The organism is Acidithiobacillus sp. TH-A67, assembly GCF_057473545.1.
Genome location: NZ_JBYCKU010000056.1, coordinates 23,559 through 47,238, shown reverse-complemented (window position 1 = coordinate 47,238; position 23,680 = coordinate 23,559). Strand labels below are relative to the sequence as shown.

Genomic DNA, 23,680 nt, shown 5'->3' with positions numbered 1-23,680 from the left:
ACTGCTGGAGCTCAACCAGCGCGTGGTGGCGCGCCTGAAAATGCTCGAATCGATGCAGGCGCACATGGAGATGATGCGCTTTACGCCCGGCCAGCGTGTCAGCTTTGCCTGCCGGGGCGGACGCTTGCTGGGCAGGGTGGTCAAATACAATCGCAAGACCGTCACCGTGGTCAGCGACAACGGCCAGAGCTGGAATGTCCCACCCCATCTCCTCTCGCCAGTGAGGGACGCTGGGCCCGTCCAGCCCCAACCGCCAGCTGCCGACAAAAAAAGACTCAGATAACCGCAATTGGGGCAATAACGGCATGGTTTGGACGATTACGCTGAGATAGGTGAAGGGCTCGACGCCATTGAGTTTGCAGGTCTCGATGAGGGTGTAGAAGGCGGCTGCCCGTTCACCACCGGCGTCATTGCCGGCAAAGAGATAATTCTTGCGCCCGATGGCCACGCCCCGCAGGGCTCTTTCCACGGCGTTGTTGTCGATACTGAGTCGTCCTTCCTGAAGATACAGGATCAACGACGGCCAACGTCGCAGTGCATAGTTGATGGCCTTAGCAATGGCACTCTTGGGGGCCACCTGCATCTGCACTTCGGTCAACCAGGTATGGAAGGACTCCAGCAAGGGGCCGGCGCGTTGTCGTCGGATCTGGGCTTTTCGTTCCGGGGGGTCATCTTTGATCTCGGCCTCAATCTCATAGAGCTTGCGGATGCGAAGTAATGCATTCTGCGCCACCGGGCTGGGAGCCCCTTCGTTGATGTCGTAAAAATGTCTCCTGACGTGTGGCCAGCATCCCGCTTCGACGATGCCGCCCTTCCGGGGACGTAAATGACCGCTTTCAGTCTAGAGCTGAAATGACTTTCCAAAGTGGAGAGTGCACGCCTGAGAGTACCTAGCCGATCTACGCTTGACATTAAAGTTGACACCAGTGTTACCCTGAACGAAATTTTAAGGTTGCTGAAGGTTCGCCGAACAGGAGTTGCATCTGAGCCATGTTTCTAGATAGCACACGGGAATCGTGATGTCGCCGCGCCAGCACAGCCCACGAGCTGGTGAGCTGAAGGGTTTGGCGAAGCTATTTTTTGGCTACCTCCTGATTTTCTTACTCCTGTCCAATGCCCTTTTCCTGGACTGGTGTCGCTGCAGCATGATGGTTGGAATGCCCATGCGCTCGATGAGCGGGATGATGCAGGCTGGATCTTCTTCCATGATAGGTATGGATGGTCACTGTCCCATGGCCGGGATGAGCACGCACTCTTGTTCGGCGCTTTGCGCCTTGGCTCATGCCCCCAAGGGTACGACCTTCGGGCATCTTGTCTATCCGGCCATCCTCACCGTAGTACTGGCTTGGTTCGCCTTGCTACTGCAGGGCTTTGTCCGACTCCCTTTTGCGAATCTATTGGTTGTTTGGACGCATCCCCCGCCACTTTCTCGAGTCCGCCTCCTGATTTGAATTGCCCTGAGAACTAGCGCCTCCCGTCCGCTGGACGAGCTTTCTCGCGTTATTTTCAGGAGCATTCCATGAAACTCAACAACCGAGCATTCGAAAATCGGCCTCCACAGCTGCGCACCCTTCTACTCGTCGCAGTCAGTGCCACGCTGAGTGTTTTGCCCTTTGCAGTTGCAGAGGGCTCCACAACCCTTACCCTGGACACTGCAGAACGCCTACTTTCCCAAAACCCGAGTTTGGCCGCCTATCAGCAAAAAATTCTGGCCCTGCGTCATCAGGCCATTGCTGCGGCACAGCTGCCAGATCCGCATTTCAGTTTAGGTGCGGTCAATCTTCCTACCAACAACTTTTCCATGAATCAGCAGAAAATGAGCATGCTGAGTGTAGGGCTGAGCCAGACATTTCCTCCTTTTGGCCAGCTCGCGCTACGCAGCCGTCAGTTTCGCATGGAAGCCCGCGCGGCTTCTGCCAGCAAAGCGGAGCGATTGGCTGAACTGCGCTGGCTCTTACAGCAAAGCTGGATTCAGGCCCAGGTGGGGCACAACGAAATACGGATCCTCGTTCGCCAAGAGCAATTGGCACGGCTGACGGAGCAGGCGGCGATGGCCGCCTATCGCGCTGGTAGAATCGAGGAAGCCGAGGTACTGCGTGCCCGTCTGGAACGCCTCGCTCTTGCAAACGAAAAAGATCGGATTCGCTCTCAGCAAACAGGCGCCGAAGCACGTATCACCGAACTTTTGGGGCTTTCCGCTCCTCCGCGATTGGAGTGGCAGTGGCCACATGCATCTCCGCCGCCCACCTTGTCGCTTTTGGTCGCGAGGATTCCTGGTCAGCCGACATTACAGGCAGCTGCGGCAAGCGAGCGTGCCGCGCAAGTGGCTGTGCGGGTGGCGAATCGCAGTCTGCTGCCTTCGATTACCGTCAGCACGTCCTATGGACAAGACTTCATGCCCGGTAGTCCGAACTGGCTTTCCGTGGGTGTCAACCTCAGCCTGCCGATTTTCCCCGCCAATCGTCAGGACCAGACCATTGCCGCCGCGCAAGAACAGCGGATGGCTGCAGCCGATGACTATGACGAACAGCGCCTGCGCATCGCGCGAGAGCTGCGAAGCGCTTATGCCCAATACCAGGCTGCGGCTGCCGAATATGAGCGCGACCAGCAGGATTTACGCCCCTTGGCGAAGCAGACCTATGCCGCCGAACTCGCGGATTTCCGAAGCGGACGAGGGCGATTGCAATCGGTATTGCGCGCCCAGAATACCGTACTCGCCACTGCGCTGAACACCCTTGCTGCCCGCCGGGATCGAGCTCTGGCGATCGCGCAGTTGGACTTTTTGGCAACGCAATATCGCGGGGTGCAACCATGAACAAGCGTCTCTGGGGATTTTCTCTCGCCTCTCTCCTGCTCGGTGCCGGGATCGGTGCCACGCTGGTACTGTGCTTGCCTGCGCAATCACCGAGCAAATCGCCTCTCCTGAAATCGCCATCCGCGCCGGTCCAGACCAAAACCGCCAAGCCACGTATCTTGTATTGGGCCAATCCCATGAACCCGAAAATCCATGCAACCCATCCTATGAAAGACAATATGGGCATGGCCTATATCCCGGTATATGCCCATGCACCTGCGGCTTCTGCAACTGGGCTCACGGTGGATTCGCGGATGGTGCAACAACTCGGTGTACGCGTGGTTGCTGTGCAACGTCGACGGATTGGCCGTGTCCTCACCACTGTGGGCACGGTGGCCGAGGACGAAAACCGCGTGTACACCGTCACCCCACGATTTTCTGGTTGGATCACCAACCTCGCGGTTCGTGCGGTGGGTGACCCGGTTGCGGCTGGGAGCGTTTTAGCTCGGGTATATTCGCCGGAAGTTTATAGTGCCGAGCAAGAATATTTACTTGTCCAAGCGAGTGGTCCAGAAAAAGATGCGACAAGCGAAGAGCTGCGTGCGGCGGCAACAGAACGCTTGCGCCTTCTGGGGTTGTCGTCGACGGAGATTGCCGCACTGCGCCGCAATGGGGTGGCACAGCGGCAAGTCACCATTTATGCCCCCATTTCTGGTGTGGTGCAGAAGTTGCCGATCCACCAGGGCGGATATCTCTCCTCGCAAAGTAATATGATGGAGATTGCAAATCTCGATCGAGTTTGGGTGCAGGTCGCACTCTATGGCTACCAACTGCCTTGGGTACATATAGGGGATCGCGTAGAACTACGCTCCGAGGAGTTCCCTGGAAAAACCTGGAAAGGCCGACTCAGCTTTCTGTATCCCACGCAAAATCCTCAAAGCCGCACGGTCACGGCGCGTTTGTCCTTCGCTAATCCCGAGAGGACGTTGCGACCAGGAATGTACGTCACGGCACAGGTGTGGACCCAGGCGCACAAAGTCCTGGCCGTGCCCGATAGCGCCATTCTTCGCACCGTGCAAGGGAATTTTGTGATGCTTTACCAAGCCGACGGACATTTTCTCCCTGCGCAAGTCCAAGTTGGAGCCACGGCCGATGGTTGGACCGCAATCCCACAAGGTCTACATACCGGTGAGCGAGTGGTGAACAATGTCCAGTTCCTGCTCTATTCCGAGTCGCAGTTCCAATCTGTAAGAGCCCGTATGTTGGGCGGGAACCTAAGCTCGAAGCACACTGCGCAGATCCCAAGGGAAACCCCCTCTCCTGCCGCAGCGACGCGCAAGACTTCCTCAGCGTCGGGATCCATGTCGGGCACGCACATGGGAGGCGACGGGCATGATTAAAGCCATCGTTCGGGCATCCCTCAATAATCGACTCCTGGTCATTCTGGTTACCCTGATTGTGACCGTGGCTGGTATTCTCGCGGTGCGCGCCATTCCCCTGGAAGCGATCCCCGATATTTCTCCTACCCAGGTCATCGTCAAGACCAGTTATCCGGGACAGGCCCCCCAAGTCGTGCAAGATCAGGTCACCTATCCCCTGGAAACTACCTTGCAGGAAGTCCCCGGCGCGCAGGCGGTACGGGGGTATTCGATGTTTGGGGATTCCTATGTCTATGTCTTGTTCAAAGATGGTACCTCCATCTTTCAGGCACGCAATCTGGTTCTCCAGTATCTTGAACAGGCGCAGGGTGAATTGCCGAGGGGTGTGATACCTGCACTGGGTCCGAACAGTTCGGGCGTCGACTGGATCTACGAATATGCCCTGACCGATCCAAAAGGGACGCTGAACCTAGCACAATTGACCACCCTGCAAAACTGGTTTTTGAAGTTTGCCCTGCAGGGGATACCAGGGGTGGCCCAGGTGGCTACCGTAGGGGGAATGGAGCAGGAGTATCAAGTTGTCGTCCATCCGCAGCGCATGATTGCCGAGGATGTCTCATTGCCCCAGGTAGAAGCAGCCATTCGCGCGGCGAATGGAGAAACCAGCGGGTCCGTCATTGATCTAGGCGAGTCTCGCTATATCGTGCGCACTTCTGGGTACATTCATTCCCTGCAGGATCTTCGCCAGGTTTCCGTGGCGGTGCGGGATGGGATACCCATTACCCTGGAGCAAATTGCCCGGGTGCAGTTGGGCCCGGTATTGCCGAGCGGCATCGCCGAGTTGAACGGACAAGGGCAGGTAGTCGGGGGAATCGTCATGATGAATCAGGGCGGGAATGCCAACGCGCTGATTCGGCGGGTAGAGCAGAAGCTGCATAGTCTGCAATCTTCCCTCCCCACGGGTGTAAAGATCGTCACCACATACAGCCAGCGGCCACTTATCCAACGCAGTATTGCCACCCTGAGTGGCAAACTGTTGGAGGAGTGTATTGCAGTACTCCTGGTAACTTTTCTATTTTTGCTGCGTGCCCGCTCCGCGCTGGTGGTGCTGATCACGTTGCCGGTCGGCATTCTGACCGCATTTGCAGTCATGTATGGCCTAGGAATTTCGGCCAACATCATGTCTCTCGGCGGAATCGCGATCGCCGTGGGGGTCATGGTCGACGCTCCCGTGGTCATGATCGAGAATATGCATAAACGGATGGAGGAGGGTAGAGAGACAAACCCTTGGATCGCAGCGCGCGAGGCGGCGCTCGAAGTCGGACCAGCATTGTTCTTTTCTCTGCTGATCATTACAGTGTCGTTTCTGCCAATTTTTGTCCTCGGTGGTCAGGAAGGCAAACTCTTTTCTCCTCTTGCCTTCACCAAAACCTTCGCCATTGCGGCAGCGGCTCTGCTATCCATTTCCTTGGTACCGCTCCTCATGGCCTGGTTGATCCGAGGGCGAATTCCCGCCGAGCGCAAGAACCCGATCAATCGCCTACTGGCTTCGCTGTACCGCCCGATTATCCATGGTGTGTTGCGGGCACCCTGGGTGATCCTGATACTGGCTGGGTTGCTATCGTTGACCATGATCTACCCGTGGCAGCGACTAGGTACCCAGCTCATGCCCCCCCTCGACGAAGGTACCTTGCTCTATATGCCGGTTGCTCAGAACCCAGCGATCTCTTATGGCGAGGCGGGCAGCCTGCTGCAGTTGACAGATCGCATCCTCAAAAGCTTTCCCGAAGTCAAAACCGTGTTTGGTGAAGCTGGACGGGCGCAAACGGCGACAGATCAGTCGCCCATTTCCATGTTTGATACGGTCGTCACCCTGCGCAAGAGGCAGCATTGGCCAATCGGGATGACCCTTGATCGGTTACGGAGTCGTCTCAATCAAGCACTGCAAATACCGGGGCTGAGTAACGACTGGACGCAGCCTATCAAAGGACGCGTAGATATGCTGACGACGGGTTTACAGACCCCGCTGGGCATCAAAATCACCGGGGCGAATTTGACTACCTTGAACCAGCTCGGTCAGAAAATACAGCAAGCCTTGGCGTCTGTCCCCGGTACCGAGTCGGTATACGCTGCGCATGCCCTGGGTGGACGCTATATTGTCATCCATACAGAGCGTCAGGCGGCGGCACGCTATGGTATCTCAGTGGCTGATGTCAATCGGGTCGTGGAAACGGCGATTGGTGGCAAGGTCCTGACCACCGCAGTAGAGGGGGTGCAGCGTTTTCCCGTCGATCTTCGGTATCCGCGCGCCGAACGACAGTCTCTAAGCGCTTTGAGGAACGCTTATATCACGGCACCCAGTGGTGCCCAGATTCCGCTCGCGCAGGTAGCGCGTGTCCGCTTTGAAAAAGGCCCGGCGATGCTGACTAGCGATAACAGTCAGCTGAACTCCTGGGTGACGATCGACCTCAAGCCCGGCACCAGTATCGGCGGCTATGTCGCGGCTGCCAAGCAGGCACTCGCCCAACATGTCCAGTTACCTGCTGGATATACTATCGATTGGGTCGGAGAATATAAAAGCATGGAGCGTGCTGACCACCGCCTGTTGTTGGTGGTCCCTGCCGTCTTGTTATTGATCACGATACTGCTCTATTTCAATTTCCGTAACGTGGTGGAGGTCGGGATCGTGCTGGTGACGCTTCCTTTTTCTCTGCTCGGGGGGCTTTGGCTGGTCTATCTGCTGCACTACAAGCTATCGATAGCCGTAGTCGTTGGATTTATTGCACTCGCTGGCGTCGCAGCGGAATTCGGTGTGGTCATGCTTTTGTATCTCGATGAGGCAGTCTACCGCCGGAGAGCACGCAACGCTCTGGAGAATTGGCATGACCTGCAACTAGCGGTGGTGGAGGGCAGCATGCTGCGACTGCGGCCACTGGCTATGACCCTTACGTTGGTCGTTGTGGGTCTTCTGCCGATTATGTTCAGCCACGGAACGGGAGCGGACATGATGCGCCGCATCGCAGCTCCGGTGGTTGGGGGAATGTTCAGCGCGGCATTGTTGGCGCTATTGGTGATTCCGGCGCTGTATGCGTTGTGGCAAAAACGACGGTGGAAACTGAGATAGTCCTATACAGGAGAGATGACGATGAATCGTAGGCAAATGATGAAGTCGATTTTTTCGGCCCTGGCACTGCTGGGGTATGTTCGTCTCTGTGCCGCCAGTGCTTCGGGTATGGGTATAGTGGACCCCGGATTCGAGACAACGGTTTAAGCTATCGTCTGGCAAGGAGAGGACGATGAGCGTAGGCAAGAGGAACGTATATGGGTCGGCATTCAAGGCCAAGGTCGGATTGGAAGCGATCCAGCTGGTTTCCGGCGCGGATGATCTCGCGAATCATGCCCACGGCGATTGATCTCCGTGGCTCATTTGCGCTGCTGACTTTTGGGATCAGGGAAGTCCCGCTGATGCCGCAGGCAGTAGGCGCGGCCACCAAATCGTTCTTTCCGCTGGAAACAAAAGTCTGCCACGTTCTTCTCAATGGGTTGCTTACAGGAAAAGCAGTAGTAGCTCTGGTCTTTTTCGCCTGCTGGAATTTCCACCGCAGTCGGAATTGCAGCCGGAGCTGGCCGGATCTCCTCTGGCGTGATGCCAAACCTTTTTCGGTAATCTGGTCGCTCTGCCCGGTGGAGCTGGAGTATGGCTTTGCCGATCTCCTGCAACGTTTCCGTATTTATCACCGAGGATACCCGCGCGAAGTTGTGAAAAAAGCTGGAGAAGGCGTCCTGGTTCTTGAGCCGCTCGATTTCCTGGTAAAAAAGATCAGACTTGTAGACGTTTTGGGTATCAAACTTTTTGGGGTTGGGTCGCTCTATGTGGGTGTCAGGATGGATCAAGACGTAGTTGTGAAAGACCGGCGGAAACATCTTCTTGGGCAAGATCTGATGGGCGTCCAGAATCCGTTTGAGAATGGTGATGTGCCGATCATTCTGCGCAATGGGCGAGGCAATGGAGCGCCGCTGTCCTTTCTCCTCCACCAGGAATTCGCCATTGTCGGTGATCCGTAGGGTCTTGCCAACGAAGCGCTTGGTTTCGAGAACAAAAAGCTCCATTAGCCGGTTGATCAGCAGATGGTCAATTTGAGCGACATCCTCGCCATCGACAAGATGCAGATCGTGAAGAACAATCCAGTTGGGAGTCTCACGAAAACGCACGTCGAGATAATAGGCGGTATCCTGCTCCCCCTTGTCGCCAGAGTTGAACTTTCGTTGCTCGTCTTGCACCAGCTTCTTGTGCTCGGCGGTCAACTGACAACCCAGCAGCAGTTGCAGCTCTTGTTGCGCCCAAGACCGCCAGGCCCGATCGCGCGCTTTGAGGATCATCGGAATCTCCGTAGCCCAGGGTATACCGAGCGGTACTGCGAGTCTTCCATGACATAGCGTTGCATTGCGGACTCTCTGTTCTTCCTGCTCACCTTGGATGTAAATAGAAGCTTTCTGGCATTTCGGCAAGGACCGAGAGTCGTGTGTAGCAGCAAGCAATCGCCTACGCCAGACCCGTGCTTTTGTGATACAACGACAACCCGCACCGCCCTCCCGGCGCCCACTGGTGATCGCTCATGTCTCGGCATTCCATTATCCCCCTTCCCCATTCTGGCGTGCGTCGCGCTTTGGGCGCGGCAATGCTGGGCATGCTTCTGGATGGCTACGATCTCAGCATCATGGCCGTCGTGCTCCTACCGCTGCACAGTGCCTGGCATCTTCATGCCGCGGAAACCGGCCTGCTCATGGGCATGGCCCTGATCGGCTCGCTGCTCGGAGGACTGTTTGGCGGGATCTTCACGGATCGCTTTGGTAGACAGCGGCTTCTTATCCCCAACATGCTGTTGTATATTGGCGGGGCCTTGCTCAGCGCCTTGAGTCCCAACCTGACTGTGCTCTTCGCGGGGCGCCTACTGACCGGACTCGCCGTCGGCCTGGACTACCCATTGGTCGCCACCATCGTCGCCGAATATACCCCGACAGCCCTACGCGGAAACCGCTTTGCGCGGGTCAATATGGCTTGGTACATCGGGGCGTTGCTGTCCACTGCCGTTGGCTGGTCGCTGCTGTTTACCGGCCCCGAATCCTGGCGTTGGATGTTGGCAAGCGCGGCCCTTCCCGCATTTGCCTTGCTCTGGCTGCGCCGGGGGCTACCGGAGTCGCCACGCTGGTTGGTGCGCCACGGCAGAAGGGCAGAAGCCGACCTGGCGCTGGTTCAATTACATCCCGAAAGCAGCGTCGCAGAACGACGAGCAATGCTGCAGGACTTTGCTGCGGCGGCCCGGTCCTGGCGCACTCTCCTGCAAAAGCCCTGGTTGCGCCGCCTGTTTCTGAGCATCTTCCCGTGGTTTTGTCTGGATGTGGTCGGACTGGGGATTGCGCTGTATTTTCCTCTGGTACTGCGCAGCAACGGCTTTGCGCCAAGCGATGCAGCAGCTGCAGCGATCAACGCTGGCATCCTCTGCATCTCGGTCGTGGGCATCGGCTATATGATGACCCGGATCGACCGTTGGGGCCGCATCCCCCTGCAGAGTGCCGGATTTTTCCTCATGGCTGCCGGTCTGCTGCTGTTTGCCCTGGCCGCCGCGCAAAACTGGGTGACCGGTATCTACGCCGCTTCCGCCCTCTATGCCCTGGGTGTCGGCATCGGTCCCGGGGTCACGGTCTTTGCATTTGCGACAGAACTTTTCCCGACCGAATTGCGTGCCAGTGCAGCGGGGCTGGCTACGGGGCTGTCCCGCGCCGGCGCCCTCCTCTCTGCCCTCCTCTTTCCCATCCTGGAAAAAAGTTGGGGCATCCCCCGCCTGCTGGTGCTGCTGGCGGCCATTTCTCTGCTCGCGGTTTGGGTGACCTGGCGCTACGGTATCGAACCCCGGCAGAAAAGCCTCGAAGATCTGGAAAAGGTATAGTGCCGGTTTCCCCCAACCGGACTATCGCTTGGCGCCGGGTAGCAGCACTTCGGCATCCAACCCGCCCGCCGTTGCGGCGGCATAGTGCAGGCTCCCCCCCTGCTGGGCCAGCAAGCGGTGGCAGAGCCGAATGCCCATGCCTGATCCATGACCAGTCTGGCGGGGCAGCGAACCTTCATTCATGGCGAGAATCATGGCGGCACTGACCGGTTCCCCGCCTAGGTCGACCAGGCGAAAACGACAGAAGCCTTCCCCACATCGGGCCTCCAGACGGATGGCACCGCTGCCGTAGCGCCGACTGTTATCGAACAGGTTGCGAAAGACCCGCTCCAAAGCGATGGGACGACACAAAAAAGATCCGCCGGCCACCGGATTTTCTGCCACCTCCAATCCGTAGCGCTCCCTGGCGATGGCCGCCATCTCCTGGAACCATTGCGCAACGGGAATGGTGATTTGTTTTTCCCTTTCCCCGCCCTGCACCCAAGCCAGAAAATTGCCCAGCACCTCTTCCATTTCTTCGACATCGGCGAGCATGGCGGGTTGTTCCCGCGCCCATTCATCGGCTGGCAGATGCAGGCTCAAGAGAAGGCGGGACAATGGGGTACGCAGTTCGTGGGAAATTCCAGTGAGGAGCAGAGTGCGCTCCTCGTGCAGACGATGCAGGTCCGCAGCCATACCCGCCAGAGTTCGTTCCAATTCCTGAATGTCTTCGGGCGCGTGTCGACTGACGGGATAGCCGTCTGGATACTCCCCGCGCAGAATGTGCGGGGCAGAGCGCGCCAGGCGAGCCAGAGGCCGGTTGACCTGCCAGACGATCAGCCAGGCCCCCAGCAGGATCAGGAAGAGCATGACGAGCAGCCGAACGAATGTGAACGGGTTGCCGATCAGGGTCATTCCCTGAATCGGAACACCCAACCAGTCCTGCCCCTGCTTGCCCCGCAACCAAAGCCACAGCGTCCCCCCCTGCTCCTGTACCCGCAGTTGCGCGCCCTTGTCGATTTTGGCAAATGACTGTGCTACCTCTCGCCAGAAATAGGACTGCGGCACCGATCCCAGCGGGTGCGAAGACCTACTCCAGCCCAATTCCGTTGGCGGCCTGGCGACCAGGGTCTGATCCACCTGCCAGAGCAGTTGCGCGAAACGTTGCGCCGCTGGATTGAAGACATAATTGTGGAACAGTAGATAGATGGTCCCCTGACCGATCAGCAGGAGCAGACTGAGGAGCAGGAGGCTACGGCCGAGGGTATTTCGCGGCCAGAGTCGATGTATTTTCACGGCTCTGCAACGAAGAGATAGCCCCTTCCCCATACGGTTCGGATGTGGCGCTGCTCCCGTTGATCATCGCCAAGCAGCCGTCGTAAGCGCGAGACTTGCATATCGACGCTGCGATCTTCCGGGTCGAGACTGCGTTGCCTGGTAAGCCAGAGAAGTTTTTCCCGGCTCAAGACCTGTCCTTCATGTTCGATCAGCACGGCCAAGGTAAGATATTCGCTGGTGGAAAGCTCCAGCTGTTCGCCATTCCGAAAAATTTCCTGTCGAGCACGATCGACGCGAAAGGGGCCGACGATTAGCTCTCCGGATTTCTCCAGAGTGATCACCGATGAGCCACGCGTGCGTCGCAGGATCGCCTGGATTCTGGCGACCAGCTCGCGCGGATGAAAGGGTTTGGTGAGGTAATCATCCGCCCCCATTTCCAGACCGAGGATACGGTCCAGCTCATCATTGCGAGCGGTGAGAATAAGGATGGGGATCTGGGAGTCGCGGCGGATGCGCTGGCAGATCTGCAGCCCGTCCTCCTTGGGCAAACCGAGATCAAGAACCAGTAGATCCGTTGCCCCCTCTTGCAGAATCCGCTCCAGTCCTTGCCCGTCTGGCCGGCTCTGCACGGCAAAACCAAAGGCGCACAAATGCGACTCCAGCAAGCTTCGTAGCCGAAGGTCATCTTCTACTACCAGAATCTGGGCTTTGCCGTTTTCCATGACGCAACGATACCCCCACCGCAGCGCTCTCTCCAAGGGAAATTGTAACAAAAGATCACCAGAGACCGCCGTGTGTCCGTTTGTTACAAATTCATCCCGCTGCCGCTCAGGATTGTTACAGGAGCGCTGGATACACTGAGCCCATACTTTTCGTGCGGGAGCTGCGATGGATAGGAAGTACCGTTGGTCCTTGCCATTTTTGTTACCCATACTGTTGAGCGCTTGCGCTCCCGGACCCAAACTTCCGCTGCCCAAGATGCAGGAGCCGAAGCATTATCTTGCCGATCACAAGACCTGGGCTGGCAGCAGTCAGAAACTGCGGTGGCAGGATAGCGCCGCAACGGATGACTGGTGGCATCTTTTCGGCTCGCCTGTCCTGAATCAGGACGTGCAGACCGCGCTGCGCGCCAATCCCAGTATCCATCAAGCACAACTGGCTCTGCTGCGCGCGCATCAGATCGAAAAGGTTGCGGCCGCAGGGTTTGCCCCGCAGATCACTGGTAACGCTCAGTTGGCACGCAGCCGTGCGCTGCGCACCGGGGCCAACGGCGGAACCACTTATCGCATTCCGGGCAATCTGTACTCCCTGCTCCTGGGGTCCGTGGCGGTCAGTTATAGCCCAGACCTTTTCGGCAGGACGACGGATCGTCTCCAGGATGCGCAGGCCCAAAAAAAGATCTCTCAGGCACAGCTCTCTGCTACCCAGCAGATCGTGGCAGCGTCTGTAGCGAAGGCATTGATCAGCGCGGCGGCGGCGCAAGACCAGTGGCGCTCGGCCCAGCAAATCGCCGGGGCTGATGAGCGCCTGCTGCATCTGATCCAGCAGGAATACCATCTCGGAGCGAGCAACCTGCAGATCGTGCGTCAACAGGAGGCATTGACCGCCTCGGCCAAGGCTGCGGTCGTCCCTCTCCGGGTGGAGATGTCCCGCCAGCAGCACGCCCTGGCGACGTTACTCGGCCGCTACCCCGCGCAGGGTGCGCCTGCCCCGTCTCTCCAAGACATCCACTTACCCAAAGACATCCCTGCCGTGGTGCCTTCACGTTTGCTGATGCAACGACCGGATATCGTCGCCGCCCGAGCAGCGGTACAGGCAGCGGCAGCCGAAGCGCATCTCGCGGCAGCCGATCGCTACCCACAGATCGACATCAGCGCGGATTTGGGCAAAGCGGCACAGTCCGGGGCGCTGTTTTTCAGTCCCGTCTCTACCCTTTGGGGCCTGGCGGGCAGCGTGATCGCACCAATCTATGAGGGTGGAGCCCTGCAGGCCCAGGAAAAGGCCGCGGTGGATACCTACAAGATCGCGGTCTCGCAATACCATCAGGTTGTACTCACCGCGTTTCGCCAGGTCGCCGACGCATTGCGTGCCGTGCAGGGGGCTGATCAGAGATACAGCCAGAGCCGGATGGCTGCTCAGGCTGCAGAGCAAGCACTGCACTTGGCGCAGGCACGTTATCGAGACGGGATAAGCAATTACGCTACGGTTCTCGACGCGGAAATCGCCAACGAAAAGGACCAACAGGCCTATTTGCAGGCAAAAAGTGAGCGGTACCTGGATACCGCCGCATTGTTTCTGGCCATGGGCGAGGGTCCTTCGACTTCGTCCAACGATCTCCCACAGGATAGCCACTCATGAAAAAATCCATTCCGATCGCGGTCTTCGGGATTCTCCTGCTTTTCGGTACCGTCTTCGCCCTACATGCCTGGCGCGAAGAGCGACTGGCGCAGGCACGCAAAGGGAATGCCCATCCCGTGGTTACGGTTTCCGCTGCCAAGGCAGCCTGGGCAATGATTACACCGCAAAGTACTGCGGTTGGTCAGATCCGCGCGCAACAAGGAGCAGCGCTGAGTCTGCAAACAGCCGGGGTCATTCGTAGCTTGCTGTTTCATTCTGGCGAAACGGTGCAGCAGGGACAGGTCCTGCTACGTCTGGATCCCGGCCCACTGCCAGGAGAGCTGAAAGAAGCGCAGGCACAGGCCAAGCTAGCCACCGTAAATGCCCAGCGGGCAGCGCAGGTCTATGCCATACACGGGATCTCGACGGCCGAACTGGACAAGGCAAAGTACGGGGCGGAGATGGCGAATGCCAAGGTGCGGTCCTTGCAGGAGAAACTCGCCAATACCGTGCTGCGAGCGCCGTTCTCCGGGGTGCTGGGCTTGCGCCAGGTCGAGCTCGGGGAATATTTGTCGGCGGGCAAGGCAGCGGTTCGCCTGGAATCTCCACAAAATCTGCAGGTCGACTTCGCCGTTCCCCAAAATCTCTCCCCGTCTGTACGGGTAGGGGAGTCATTGCGGCTGCAGTCCCGTCAGGGGGAAAAGGGTCGGCAATTCGTCGCCCAGGTCATCGCTGTCGACAATCATGTGGATCACGCAAATCGACTCTGACGGTACGCGCGCAGATTCGCAAGCCCGGCTTTCTGCGACCGGGGATGTTCGTTCTGGTGAAGCTACCGACTATATCGCCACAGCGGCAACTGACGATTCCCCAGGTAGCTGTCGCCTATCACAGCTATGGGGATTTCGTGTATGTCCTCAAGCGTCAGGGGCAGAACTGGATCGCCCAAGCCACCCCCGTACAGCTGGGAGCGGTGGAGGGGCAAAACGTGGTCGTGCGCAATGGCCTGCAAGTGGGCGATGTGGTGGTCACCGCAGGCCAGGTCAAATTGCACAACGGTGATCAGGTGCGCATCAACAACGCCGTTTCTCTTAACTAAGCTGCCGGGTGCTCCATGCGATTTTTGTCTGCCTTCATTCATCGTCCCGTTCTTGCCGTTACCCTGATGGCGGCCCTGTTTTTGCTGGGGCTGCGCTCCTTGGGAATGCTACCGGTAACCGAATTTCCGCCAGTCAAAAGTGGCCTGATCACGATCACCACCCATTACTTTGGTGCGACTCCCAAAACCGTGAATGCCTTTATCACAGCGCCGCTGGAGAAGGCCGTCGCCCAGGTACCAGGCATCGACTACATGACCGCGGTCAGCGAAAATGGAATCTCCATCATCTCCTTGTATATGCAGATGGGGGTCAATCCCAACGCCGCCCTGTCGCAGGCACAGATCAAGGTCAACAGCATCTTGAATCAATTGCCCAAAGGTGTCATGCAACCCGTGGTGGTGGAGATGCCGGGCTCCGGCGCGTATTTGATGTATCTCACGTTTTCGGGAAAGGGGCTGAATCAACAACAGATTACGGATTATCTGACCCGTGTGGTGCAGCCGGCCATCCAGTCCGTCCCCGGGGTGGGTGTCACCTCCATTCTGCCGCCGGGTACGGGGCCAAACGGCAATACCTTCGCCATGCGAATCTGGTTGAATCCACAGAAAATGGCCGTCCTGGGCATCACCCCGGCAGAGGTGCGCGCGGCGCTCCAAGCCAATGACTTCGTCAGTGCCGCGGGACGGCTGCGCGATACCAATACCGCGATCTCGATCACGGCCAACACCGCCCTGCATAGCCCAAAGCAGTTTCGCGAATTGGTGGTGAAGACGGTGCATGGGGTACCGATCACCCTGGGGCAAATCGCGACGGTTTCCTTGGGCGCGCAGACCTATGACTCCTCGGTGTTGGTGAACGGGCAGCCTGCCGTGAACCTGGGCGTCATGCAGGCACCGGGAAGCAACGCCCTGCAAATGGCCACCGGCGTGAAGAAGACCTTGCTGCAACTGGACAAGAGTATGCCGGCGGGAATGCAAGCCAAGCTACTCTACAATGGAGCGCAATTCGTCCGCAGTTCCATCCAGGAAGTATTGACCGATATTGGTCTGGCGCTGTTGATCGTCATCGTGGTGGTGTACCTGTTTCTCGGTTCCTGGCGGGCGCTGGTGGTTCCGGCCCTGGCCATTCCGCTGGCCTTGGTCAGCGCCATGACCCTGCTGCACGCGCTTGGCTTTACCCTCAATCTTCTCACCCTGCTGGCGATGGTTCTTGCTATTGGGCTGGTGGTGGACGATGCCATCATCATCGTCGAAAACGTGCACCGCCATCTGGAACACGGTGCGACCCCGATCCATGCTGCCCTGCAGAGCGTGCGGGAGCTCAGCAGCCCCATCCTGGTCATGGCGAGTACCGTTATTGCGGTGTTCCTTCCCATGGTGCTATTGGGCGGCCTGGTAGGTCAGCTCTTCAGTGAATTTGCCCTCACCATCGTCGCCACCGTTCTCATGTCGATGGTCAACGCCCTCGTTCTGGCGCCAATGTTGGCCTCCCGAGTGTTGCGGGGAGGTCAGCAGGGGCGTTTTGCAAGCTTGGTCGAGCGCGTGTTCGATCGCCTGCGCGCGGCCTACGGCAGTGGATTGGCACGAAGTTTTACCCATCGCCCCGCTGTACTCACCGCAGCCGCTTTGTTGGCCGTGGGGGTCGTGGGACTATTCTGGCTGAGTCCGCAGGAGCTGGCTCCTCCGGCCAATCAAGGGATCGTCTATGTGAGTGGGCTCGCCCAAGCAACGGCGACCCTGGAGTATATGGACAAATACGATCGCTATCTGACCAAGACGGTTTTTGACCAGATTCCGCAGCGAAGCGACAGTTTTGTGGTGAACGGGGTCGGTATCGGCGGCTTCCTGCTCAATAATGAGATGATGTCTGGGTTGGTACTGAAACCCAAGCGGGACGTGACCACGCAGGAGGTTCGCAGCCGCGTACAGAAGCTCTCGGCGCAGGTGCCGGGAATGCAACTGGCGGCCTTCGGTCTGCCACCTCTCCCCGGTTCGGCCGTGGGCCTGCCGGTGCAGTTCGTGGTCAGCAGCACCTCCGGCAATTATCAGGAACTCAACCGCGTAGGCGAAGCACTCGTCGAAAAGGCGCGTGCCAGCGGCCTGTTCAGCTTTGTCGCGAGCAATCTCGAGTACAACGACGTCGTACTGAAGATCCAGATTCACAAAAAAATGTTGGCCAATTTTGGACTGACCCTGGCCGCTGTCGGAAAAAGCCTGGCGACCCTCCTGGGTGGCAACTACGTCAATTACTTCAGTATGGATGGGCTTAGCTATCGGGTGGTTCCGCAGGTTCCCGTGGCCTTGCGCGCCAATCCGAATCTATTGCAGAACTACCAGATCCAGACGCCTTCGGGTGCAGAGCTACCCTTATCCACCTTCGTCACACTTACGCAGGAGGTTGTCCCTACCTATCTGCCGCAATTCCAGAACCTGCCCGCAGTCACCATCGAGGCCAATCCGGCGCCAGGGGTGTCTTTGGCACAGGCGCTCGATTTTTTGCATCAGCAGGCCACAGGTCTGATGTCTAGTAGCGATCAGATCCATTACGCCGGCGTTTCCCGGCAGTACGAGAAGCAGGGCAGCTCCCTGGCGATTACCTTTGCCTTTGCCTTGATCTTTGTATTGCTCCTGCTCGCGGCCCAGTTCAATGGATTTCGGGATTCTTTGGTCGTTCTTGCCGGGGTGCCACTTGCCGCCTTCGGGGCCTTGCTGCCGATTGCCCTGGGGCTATCGAGTATCAACATCTATTCCGAAGTGGGAATGGTCATGCTGATTGGTCTGACCGCAAAGCAGGGGATTCTCATCGTTCAGTTCGCACGACAGTTGCAGGTCGAACGAGGATGGGAGCGGGCGTTGGCGGTACGCGAAGCGGCAGCACTGCGTCTGCGGCCCATTCTCATGACGGTAGCCGCAATGATTGCCGGCGCCGTGCCGCTGCTCTTCGCTACGGGAGGCAATGCCGAGGCAAGGTTTTCGATGGGGCTGGTAATCATTGCCGGGCTCAGTTTTGGTTCGCTGGTTTCCCTTTTTGTTATTCCCGCAATCTATAGCCTCTGGGGTGCAGAACTGAAACCGGCATCGCGGGAGAAAGAGAGTAATGGCCTGTTGACGAAAGACGCAAACCCCGAGTCTACGGCTCTTCCGTAACGATGGGAGTGCTGCAAGCTGGGGTTGACTTCTTTTGTTGTCTTGATAATTATTCGCGTTATCATTTTTACGACAGAAAAGGTCCGCGGAACATGGCAGCCGCACAGAGCGGTCTAGACTTCCCGAAAAGACACCGATTGGGCACCTTTCTCGCGGTGCTAGGCCCAGGACTGGTGGTCATGCTGGCGGACACCGATGTCGGCAGCGTCATCACCGCGGCCCAGAGTGGCGCGCAATGGGGCTACCGCCTGCTGCTCTTGCAGTTGATATTGATGCCCATCCTCTATGTGGTGCAGGAACTCACAGTACGACTCGGCATCTTCACCGGCAAGGGTCATGGAGAACTGATCAGCGAAACCTTTGGCAAGCACTGGGCTTACGTTTCCGTAACCGGACTGAGCATTGCCAGCGCTGGCGCCCTACTCACGGAATTTTCCGGTCTGGCGGGAGTGAGTGAACTGTTCGGCCTGCCGCGGGCATTGGGAGTGGTTCTGGGTGCCAGCGCACTGTGGTTGATCGTGATTACCGGCTCGTACCGTCGGGTGGAACGAATTGCGCTGATTTTTGGGACCTTTGAAGTGGTCTTTTTTGGCATCGCCTGGGCCGCCCGTCCGGATATGGGGAGCCTGCTGCACGGTCTGACCCAGGTTGAGCTCGGTAACCACAATTACATGATGCTGGTGGCGGCGAACATCGGCGCCGTCATCATGCCCTGGATGATCTTCTACCAGCAGTCGGCGGTTGCCGACAAGGGATTGCGTCCGGCGGACTACCCCCATGCCCGCTGGGATACCGCCATCGGTTCAGTGATTACGCAGTTGATCATGGCCGCGGTACTGATCGCCACCGCCGCCACCATCGGTCTGTCCAACCCCAACGCTCCGCTAAATACCGTACAGCAGCTGTCAGAAGCGATTACGCCCTTCCTCGGGACGGTTTGGGGGCACATTGTCTTTTCTCTGGGCATCATTGGCGCCGGCATGATTGCCGCCATCGTTGCCACCCTGGCGGCGGCCTGGGGCTGGGGCGAAGTCACCGGCTTCAAGCATTCCCTGGAGTATCATCCCAAGGATGCGCCGTGGTTCTATGGTGTCTATACCCTGGTCTTGCTGGCGGGAGCCGTCGCCGTCATCTTCATTCCCAACCTTGTCAGCCTGGATATTGCAGTGGAGGTCATGAATGCCCTCTTACTCCCGCTGGTACTGGGCTTCCTGATTGCTCTGGCAGTCAAGGCGCTCCCCGACGAGCATCGCCTGCGCGGCTGGTACTTCTGGGTGGTTTTGGCCTTGGGCGGCGTCAGTGCCGGACTCGGGGTCTACGGCGGCATCACCAGCATTCCCGGCCTCTAGTCCCGCATTGCCGACGAGGGGAGTGCGCCGTATGCTCCCCTCATGATGAAAGAAGAGCGCGCCATTGCCAAAGTCGATCCACACCATCAGGCCATGGTCGGGATCCTCGATCAGGCCCGCCTGTCACCGCGACATTATCGCCTGTGGCTGCTGGCGACCGCCGGTCCCTTGTTGAGTGGTGTGAGCATGATGGTGCTCGGCATCAGCCTGCCCCTATTACGTGCCCCCTTTCATCTCAGTCCGAGCAGCACGGGTCTGGCAGCGGCGAGCCTGATGGGGGGCACGATCATCGGCGCCCTGCTCAGCGGGCATCTGGCCGATCGCTTTGGCCGCCGCCCCTTGCTCATCGCCAATGCCCTCGGCCTTCTGCTTGCGGGGATCTGGCTCAGCCTCACGACCAACACTATCCTTTTGATTCTGGGTGAGCTCGTTCTCGGGATTGCGGTGGGCGGCGATTTTCCGGTGGGTAGCAGCTATATTTCCGAGTTCATGCCGCAAAACCATCGCGGACGCATGCTGGCGGCATCAATGGCCCTGCAACCCTTGGGTATGCTGCTCAGTGCCGGCGTCGCACTGCTCCTGATACACGGCAGCGGTACGGCCTGGCGTTGGCTCATGGCCTGGCAGGCGGTACTCGCCCTCCCCTACTTTTTGGGCCGATGGCGACTGCCAGAGAGCATACGTTGGCTGATGGCGCACGGCCGCAATCAGATTGCCGCTGCGGAGCTCGCCCGCTTTGCGCCGCAACGCAGCACAGAATTACAGCGCATGGGCAGGGAGTTGGGCCATCGTACCCATGCGGTGAGCAAGATTCCAATCACGCCCAAGACCGCCTGGCGGGTATTGTTCACCAACGAATATCGTCGGCGCACTTGGCTGGTTACCCTGCCCTGGTTTTTGATGGATATGGCTACCTATGGGATCGGCCTGTTCACGCCGATCCTGTTGGCTTCCATGAGCGTTTTGCCGGAGCGTCTGCCCACTTGGCAAAAGGACTGGATCAACACCCTGCACACAGCGGAGGTGGATTTTCTTCTGCTCGCTGGTGCCTTGACTGCCCTCTGGCTCGTCCCCCGTTTTGGGCGGATGCAGATGCAGATTCAGGGCTTTTTGGGTATGACCCTGGGTTTACTGCTGCTCTGGCGGGCCACGACGGCGCACTGGTCGTTTTTCGTGCTGTTTCTGGGCTTCGCCCTCTACAATTTCGCCATGACCGTCGGACCCAATGCGACCACGTTCATTCTCCCCACCGAGATGTACCCCACCCAAGTCCGCGCGCTCGGTTCGGGCTTTGCCGCTGCCTTTGCCAAAATCGGGGCGACCCTGGCAGTGTTCCTGCTGCCCATACTGCAACGCGACCTGGGCGTTGGGCTGCTCTTGCTCGGGATGGCACTGCTCAGTCTGCTGGGCGGAATTTTGACCTATACTTTCCGCGTGGAAGGCCACGGTCTGACTTTGGAGGAGCACCATGGACGCCTGCCATTGCGCTCGCGTCAGCTGGAAGGCTGAAATGCTCAAATCGGAGGAATTTGTTGGTGGATACATCGGAGAATCGCATGCCGTTTTCTCATTTTGACGCGATCTTGCAGCAGGTAGCGCCGCTCGACGACATTCCCGTGGCAGTCGTGGATGCAGGACAAAAGGAGGTGCTGGAAGCGGCCTGTGCTGCCCGCGCACAGAGTATCGTCGAACCCATCCTGCTGGGTAACGCGCAAAAGATCCGGGCGTTACTGGCGAATCTGCAGCAAGAGACCGGCAACTGTCCGTCGTTTCGGATTGTCGACGTGCCGAGCAGTGAGGCGGCAGCGGCAGAGGCGGTGCAGATGGTCGAACGCGGCGAGGCGGCGGCCATTATGAAGGGCCACATTCACAGCGATGCCTTTCTGCATCCCATCCTCGCCAAACTGCGCACGGATCGCCGTTTGTCGCACATCTTTGTCGCTGAACTAGAAAGCTACCACAAACCCTTGCTCATCACCGATGCAGCGATCAACATCAGCCCGGACCTGCTCAGCAAGGCGGCGATTCTGCAAAACGCCGTCGATCTCGCCCGGATTCTCGGCGTCGAGCAGCCCAAGGCAGCGGCGTTATCGGCAGTGGAGACGGTGAATCCCGCCATCGCTTCCACCGTCGATGCCGCCTGCCTGGCCAAAATGGCTGAGCGCGGGCAGATCCAGCATGCCATTGTCGATGGGCCCTTGGCCTTCGATAATGCCATCTCCGCGCACTCCGCTGAGGTCAAGGGAATCCATAGCCCGGTTGCTGGCGACGTGGATATCCTGCTCGTGCCGGATCTGGTTTCCGGCAACATCCTCGCCAAGGATCTGGAATATCTGGCCCATGCCAGCCTGGCGGGTATCGTCATGGGAGCCAAGGTGCCGATCATCCTCACCTCACGTGCCGACCCCCCGCGCGCACGCCTGGTTTCCGCCGCTCTGGCCGCCCTCCTGCATTATGCCGAGAAATCCAAATGAATCCGGAAAGCGCTCCCTGCCATCCCTGCGCCAAGATCGTCACCCTGACCCTGAATCCGGCGGTGGACGTCAGCTATGAATTTGCGCAGCTGCTCCCCGACCAAAAGACCCACGCCAGCAGCACCCGCTTCGATCCCGGTGGCAACGGTATCAATGTTGCGCGTGCCCTGAAGGAGCTTTTCGTCTGTGCCCATAGTTGCTGCGTGGTCGCCGGGCATGTGGGCCGTCTCCTGCAAACGCTTTTGCGCCACAGTCTGGATGATCCCCATTGTGTGGAAGTAATGGGCGAAACGCGCATCAATGCTACCCTGCTGCAACAAGACCCAACAGTGCAGTACGAGGTGACGGGACAGGGCCCGCTGCTTTCTCCCCTGGTTCTCGAGGAGGTGCACAGCAAGATTTGCAGCCTGGCCGACAACGGCTTCGCCGTGCTCACCGGCTCCCTGCCCCCGGGCGTACCAACAGATTTTTATGCGCAGCTGATCGAAGAGCTGCGGCAGCAAGGGGCCAGGGTCGTCCTCGACGCCCATGGCGAGGCCTTACGCCGGGGTATCGCCGCCAAACCGTTTCTGATCAAGCCGAACGCCTACGAGCTGCGACAACTCAGCGGCAAGAGCCTGAGCACTCGCGAGGAGCTGATCGCCGCCGCCCGCCAGGTACAACAGCAGGGCATCGATTGGGTCTGCGTCTCCCTTGGTGGCGAGGGCGCTCTACTGATTGGATCCGAGCAAAACTTTTTCGCCAATGCCCCAAGTATCGCAGTACGCTCCACCGTTGGCGCTGGCGACTCGATGGTGGCCGGTCTGGTCGCTGCCTTTGCCCAGGGGCAACGTCCGGAGGAGGCCCTGCGCCTTGCCGTCGCCTGCGGCAGCGCCACGGCCGCGCAACCGGGCACTGGTATTTTCACCCACAACGATCTCGACCCACTTCTGCGGCAGATTGAGGTGGAGAATCTCGCACCCTGAAAAGGAGAACGCCATGCAAGCGCAACGCAAAGCTCCCATTGGTATCAGCAAGGAGGCCAGCCGACGCTGGCAGGAAAACTACGAACGGGTTACCCAAGGTTCTGGCCGCCTGTTCCTGATGGCTGGTGATCAGAAGGTCGAACATCTGAATGATGATTTCGTGGGCAGTACCGTCGCGGCCGCAGACGCCGACCCGGAACATCTTTTTCGCATTGCCAGCCAGGCGCCTATCGGCTGCTTCGCCACCCAGCTGGGACTGGTGGCGCAGTATGGTGGCGACTACCCGGAAATTCCCTACCTGCTCAAGCTCAATAGCAAAACCCATCTGCTTCCCGGAGCCGAGCACGACCCCCGCAGTCGGCAGTGGCAAAGCATGGCGCAGGTCCAGGAGTTCATGCAGCACGCCGGCGTTCCCATCGTCGGCGTCGGTTACACCATCTATCCTGGTTCGGAATTCGAAGCGGAAATGCTCACAGAAGCGGCACAACTCATCCACGACGCCCATCAGCTTGGACTGTTGGCAGTGATCTGGGCCTATCCGCGCGGAAGAGCGGTGGGTAAACGCGAACACGATCCCCATCTGATTGCCGGGGCCGCAGGACTAGTCGCCTGCCTGGGCGCAGATTTCGTCAAGGTCAACCCACCGCTGAATCTCCAAGGTGCGGCAGAGGCCAAGCTATTGGGCGAAGCAGTTGCCGCTGCCGGACGCACGCAGCTGGTCTGTGCCGGGGGGGCCGAAGTCAGCAGTGCGGACTTCGTCCGTCGTCTGGACGCACAACTGCGCGAAGGACACAGCGCTGGCTGCGCCACCGGTCGCAACGTCCACCAACGCAGCTTAGAGGAGGCTGTCGCCCTGTGTCGGGCCATTCACAGCCTGGTGGTCGAGGATCGCGGCCTGGACCACGCCCTGGCATTGTTGCAGGAGGGCTGA

The 23,680-nt window shown here is 58.7% G+C and carries 17 protein-coding genes and 1 pseudogene; 14 read left to right on the top strand and 4 right to left on the bottom strand.

Features of this window, described 5'->3' with window-relative positions:
- Positions 1-274: 274 nt before the first annotated feature.
- Positions 275-817: pseudogene (tnpC, locus tag AC2VNM_RS08950) on the bottom strand (IS66 family transposase); the annotation flags it as partial.
- Positions 818-1,519: 702 nt separating this feature from the next.
- Here tnpC and AC2VNM_RS08945 point away from each other — a divergent pair.
- From AC2VNM_RS08945 to AC2VNM_RS08930, 4 genes are read left to right on the top strand one after another with little or no spacing between them, the layout of a single operon-like run.
- On the top strand, positions 1,520-2,815 hold the full coding sequence (locus tag AC2VNM_RS08945) for a TolC family protein (RefSeq protein WP_486913174.1): 1,296 nt from the start codon (positions 1,520-1,522) through the stop codon (positions 2,813-2,815).
- Positions 2,812-4,194 carry an efflux RND transporter periplasmic adaptor subunit gene (locus tag AC2VNM_RS08940; protein WP_483166270.1) on the top strand — a complete coding sequence of 461 codons (1,383 nt, stop codon included), beginning with the start codon at positions 2,812-2,814 and terminating at the stop codon, positions 4,192-4,194. The genes AC2VNM_RS08945 and AC2VNM_RS08940 overlap by 4 nt, the downstream gene beginning before the upstream one ends.
- Entirely contained in the window at positions 4,187-7,297 is a 3,111-nt protein-coding gene (locus AC2VNM_RS08935) for an efflux RND transporter permease subunit (RefSeq protein ID WP_486913173.1), read from the top strand. The genes AC2VNM_RS08940 and AC2VNM_RS08935 overlap by 8 nt, the downstream gene beginning before the upstream one ends.
- Positions 7,298-7,318: 21 nt before the next feature.
- Positions 7,319-7,444, top strand: a complete 126-nt coding sequence (locus AC2VNM_RS08930) for a hypothetical protein (RefSeq protein WP_483166268.1) — start codon at positions 7,319-7,321, stop codon at positions 7,442-7,444.
- Positions 7,445-7,596: 152 nt separating this feature from the next.
- On the opposite strand, the gene AC2VNM_RS08925 is transcribed toward AC2VNM_RS08930, so the two are convergent.
- On the bottom strand, positions 7,597-8,553 hold the full coding sequence (locus AC2VNM_RS08925; RefSeq protein ID WP_483166267.1) for a nuclease-related domain-containing protein: 957 nt from the start codon (positions 8,551-8,553) through the stop codon (positions 7,597-7,599).
- A gap of 236 nt (positions 8,554-8,789) precedes the next feature.
- On the opposite strand from AC2VNM_RS08925, the gene AC2VNM_RS08920 reads away from it, so the two are divergent.
- Positions 8,790-10,121 (top strand): MFS transporter, encoded by a 1,332-nt coding sequence (locus tag AC2VNM_RS08920; RefSeq protein WP_486913172.1) that lies wholly within the window; start codon positions 8,790-8,792, stop codon positions 10,119-10,121.
- 21 nt (positions 10,122-10,142) lie between these two features.
- Here AC2VNM_RS08920 and AC2VNM_RS08915 read toward each other — a convergent pair whose 3' ends face one another.
- Positions 10,143-11,396: an ATP-binding protein gene (locus AC2VNM_RS08915; protein ID WP_486913171.1), complete on the bottom strand. Its 1,254-nt coding sequence runs from the start codon at positions 11,394-11,396 to the stop codon at positions 10,143-10,145.
- Entirely contained in the window at positions 11,393-12,100 is a 708-nt protein-coding gene (locus AC2VNM_RS08910; RefSeq protein ID WP_483166264.1) for a response regulator, read from the bottom strand. Before AC2VNM_RS08910 ends, AC2VNM_RS08915 begins: the two co-directional genes overlap by 4 nt.
- Before the next feature lie 166 nt (positions 12,101-12,266).
- Here AC2VNM_RS08910 and AC2VNM_RS08905 point away from each other — a divergent pair, with 166 nt between their 5' ends.
- The 9 genes from AC2VNM_RS08905 to AC2VNM_RS08865 all read left to right on the top strand — a co-directional run bounded on the left by AC2VNM_RS08905 (position 12,267) and on the right by AC2VNM_RS08865 (position 23,680).
- Positions 12,267-13,736 (top strand): efflux transporter outer membrane subunit, encoded by a 1,470-nt coding sequence (locus AC2VNM_RS08905; RefSeq protein ID WP_486913170.1) that lies wholly within the window; start codon positions 12,267-12,269, stop codon positions 13,734-13,736.
- Positions 13,733-14,485, top strand: a complete 753-nt coding sequence (locus tag AC2VNM_RS08900; RefSeq protein WP_486913169.1) for an efflux RND transporter periplasmic adaptor subunit — start codon at positions 13,733-13,735, stop codon at positions 14,483-14,485. Before AC2VNM_RS08905 ends, AC2VNM_RS08900 begins: the two co-directional genes overlap by 4 nt.
- 56 nt (positions 14,486-14,541) lie before the next feature.
- Complete coding sequence (locus AC2VNM_RS08895; RefSeq protein WP_486913168.1) at positions 14,542-14,814, top strand: permuted SH3 domain-containing protein; 273 nt, start codon at positions 14,542-14,544, stop codon at positions 14,812-14,814.
- A gap of 15 nt (positions 14,815-14,829) precedes the next feature.
- Positions 14,830-17,961 carry an efflux RND transporter permease subunit gene (locus AC2VNM_RS08890; protein WP_483166261.1) on the top strand — a complete coding sequence of 1,044 codons (3,132 nt, stop codon included), beginning with the start codon at positions 14,830-14,832 and terminating at the stop codon, positions 17,959-17,961.
- A gap of 92 nt (positions 17,962-18,053) precedes the next feature.
- A complete protein-coding gene (locus AC2VNM_RS08885) occupies positions 18,054-19,310 on the top strand; it encodes an NRAMP family divalent metal transporter (RefSeq protein ID WP_483166260.1) in 1,257 nt (418 codons plus the stop codon).
- 42 nt (positions 19,311-19,352) lie between these two features.
- Positions 19,353-20,819, top strand: a complete 1,467-nt coding sequence (locus AC2VNM_RS08880) for an MFS transporter (protein WP_483166259.1) — start codon at positions 19,353-19,355, stop codon at positions 20,817-20,819.
- A 47-nt stretch (positions 20,820-20,866) separates the two neighbouring features.
- Positions 20,867-21,784 (top strand): bifunctional enoyl-CoA hydratase/phosphate acetyltransferase, encoded by a 918-nt coding sequence (locus AC2VNM_RS08875; protein WP_483166258.1) that lies wholly within the window; start codon positions 20,867-20,869, stop codon positions 21,782-21,784.
- Positions 21,781-22,749 (top strand): 1-phosphofructokinase, encoded by a 969-nt coding sequence (gene pfkB, locus AC2VNM_RS08870; RefSeq protein WP_483166257.1) that lies wholly within the window; start codon positions 21,781-21,783, stop codon positions 22,747-22,749. The genes AC2VNM_RS08875 and pfkB overlap by 4 nt, the downstream gene beginning before the upstream one ends.
- Before the next feature lie 13 nt (positions 22,750-22,762).
- On the top strand, positions 22,763-23,680 hold the full coding sequence (locus AC2VNM_RS08865; RefSeq protein ID WP_483166256.1) for a beta/alpha barrel domain-containing protein: 918 nt from the start codon (positions 22,763-22,765) through the stop codon (positions 23,678-23,680).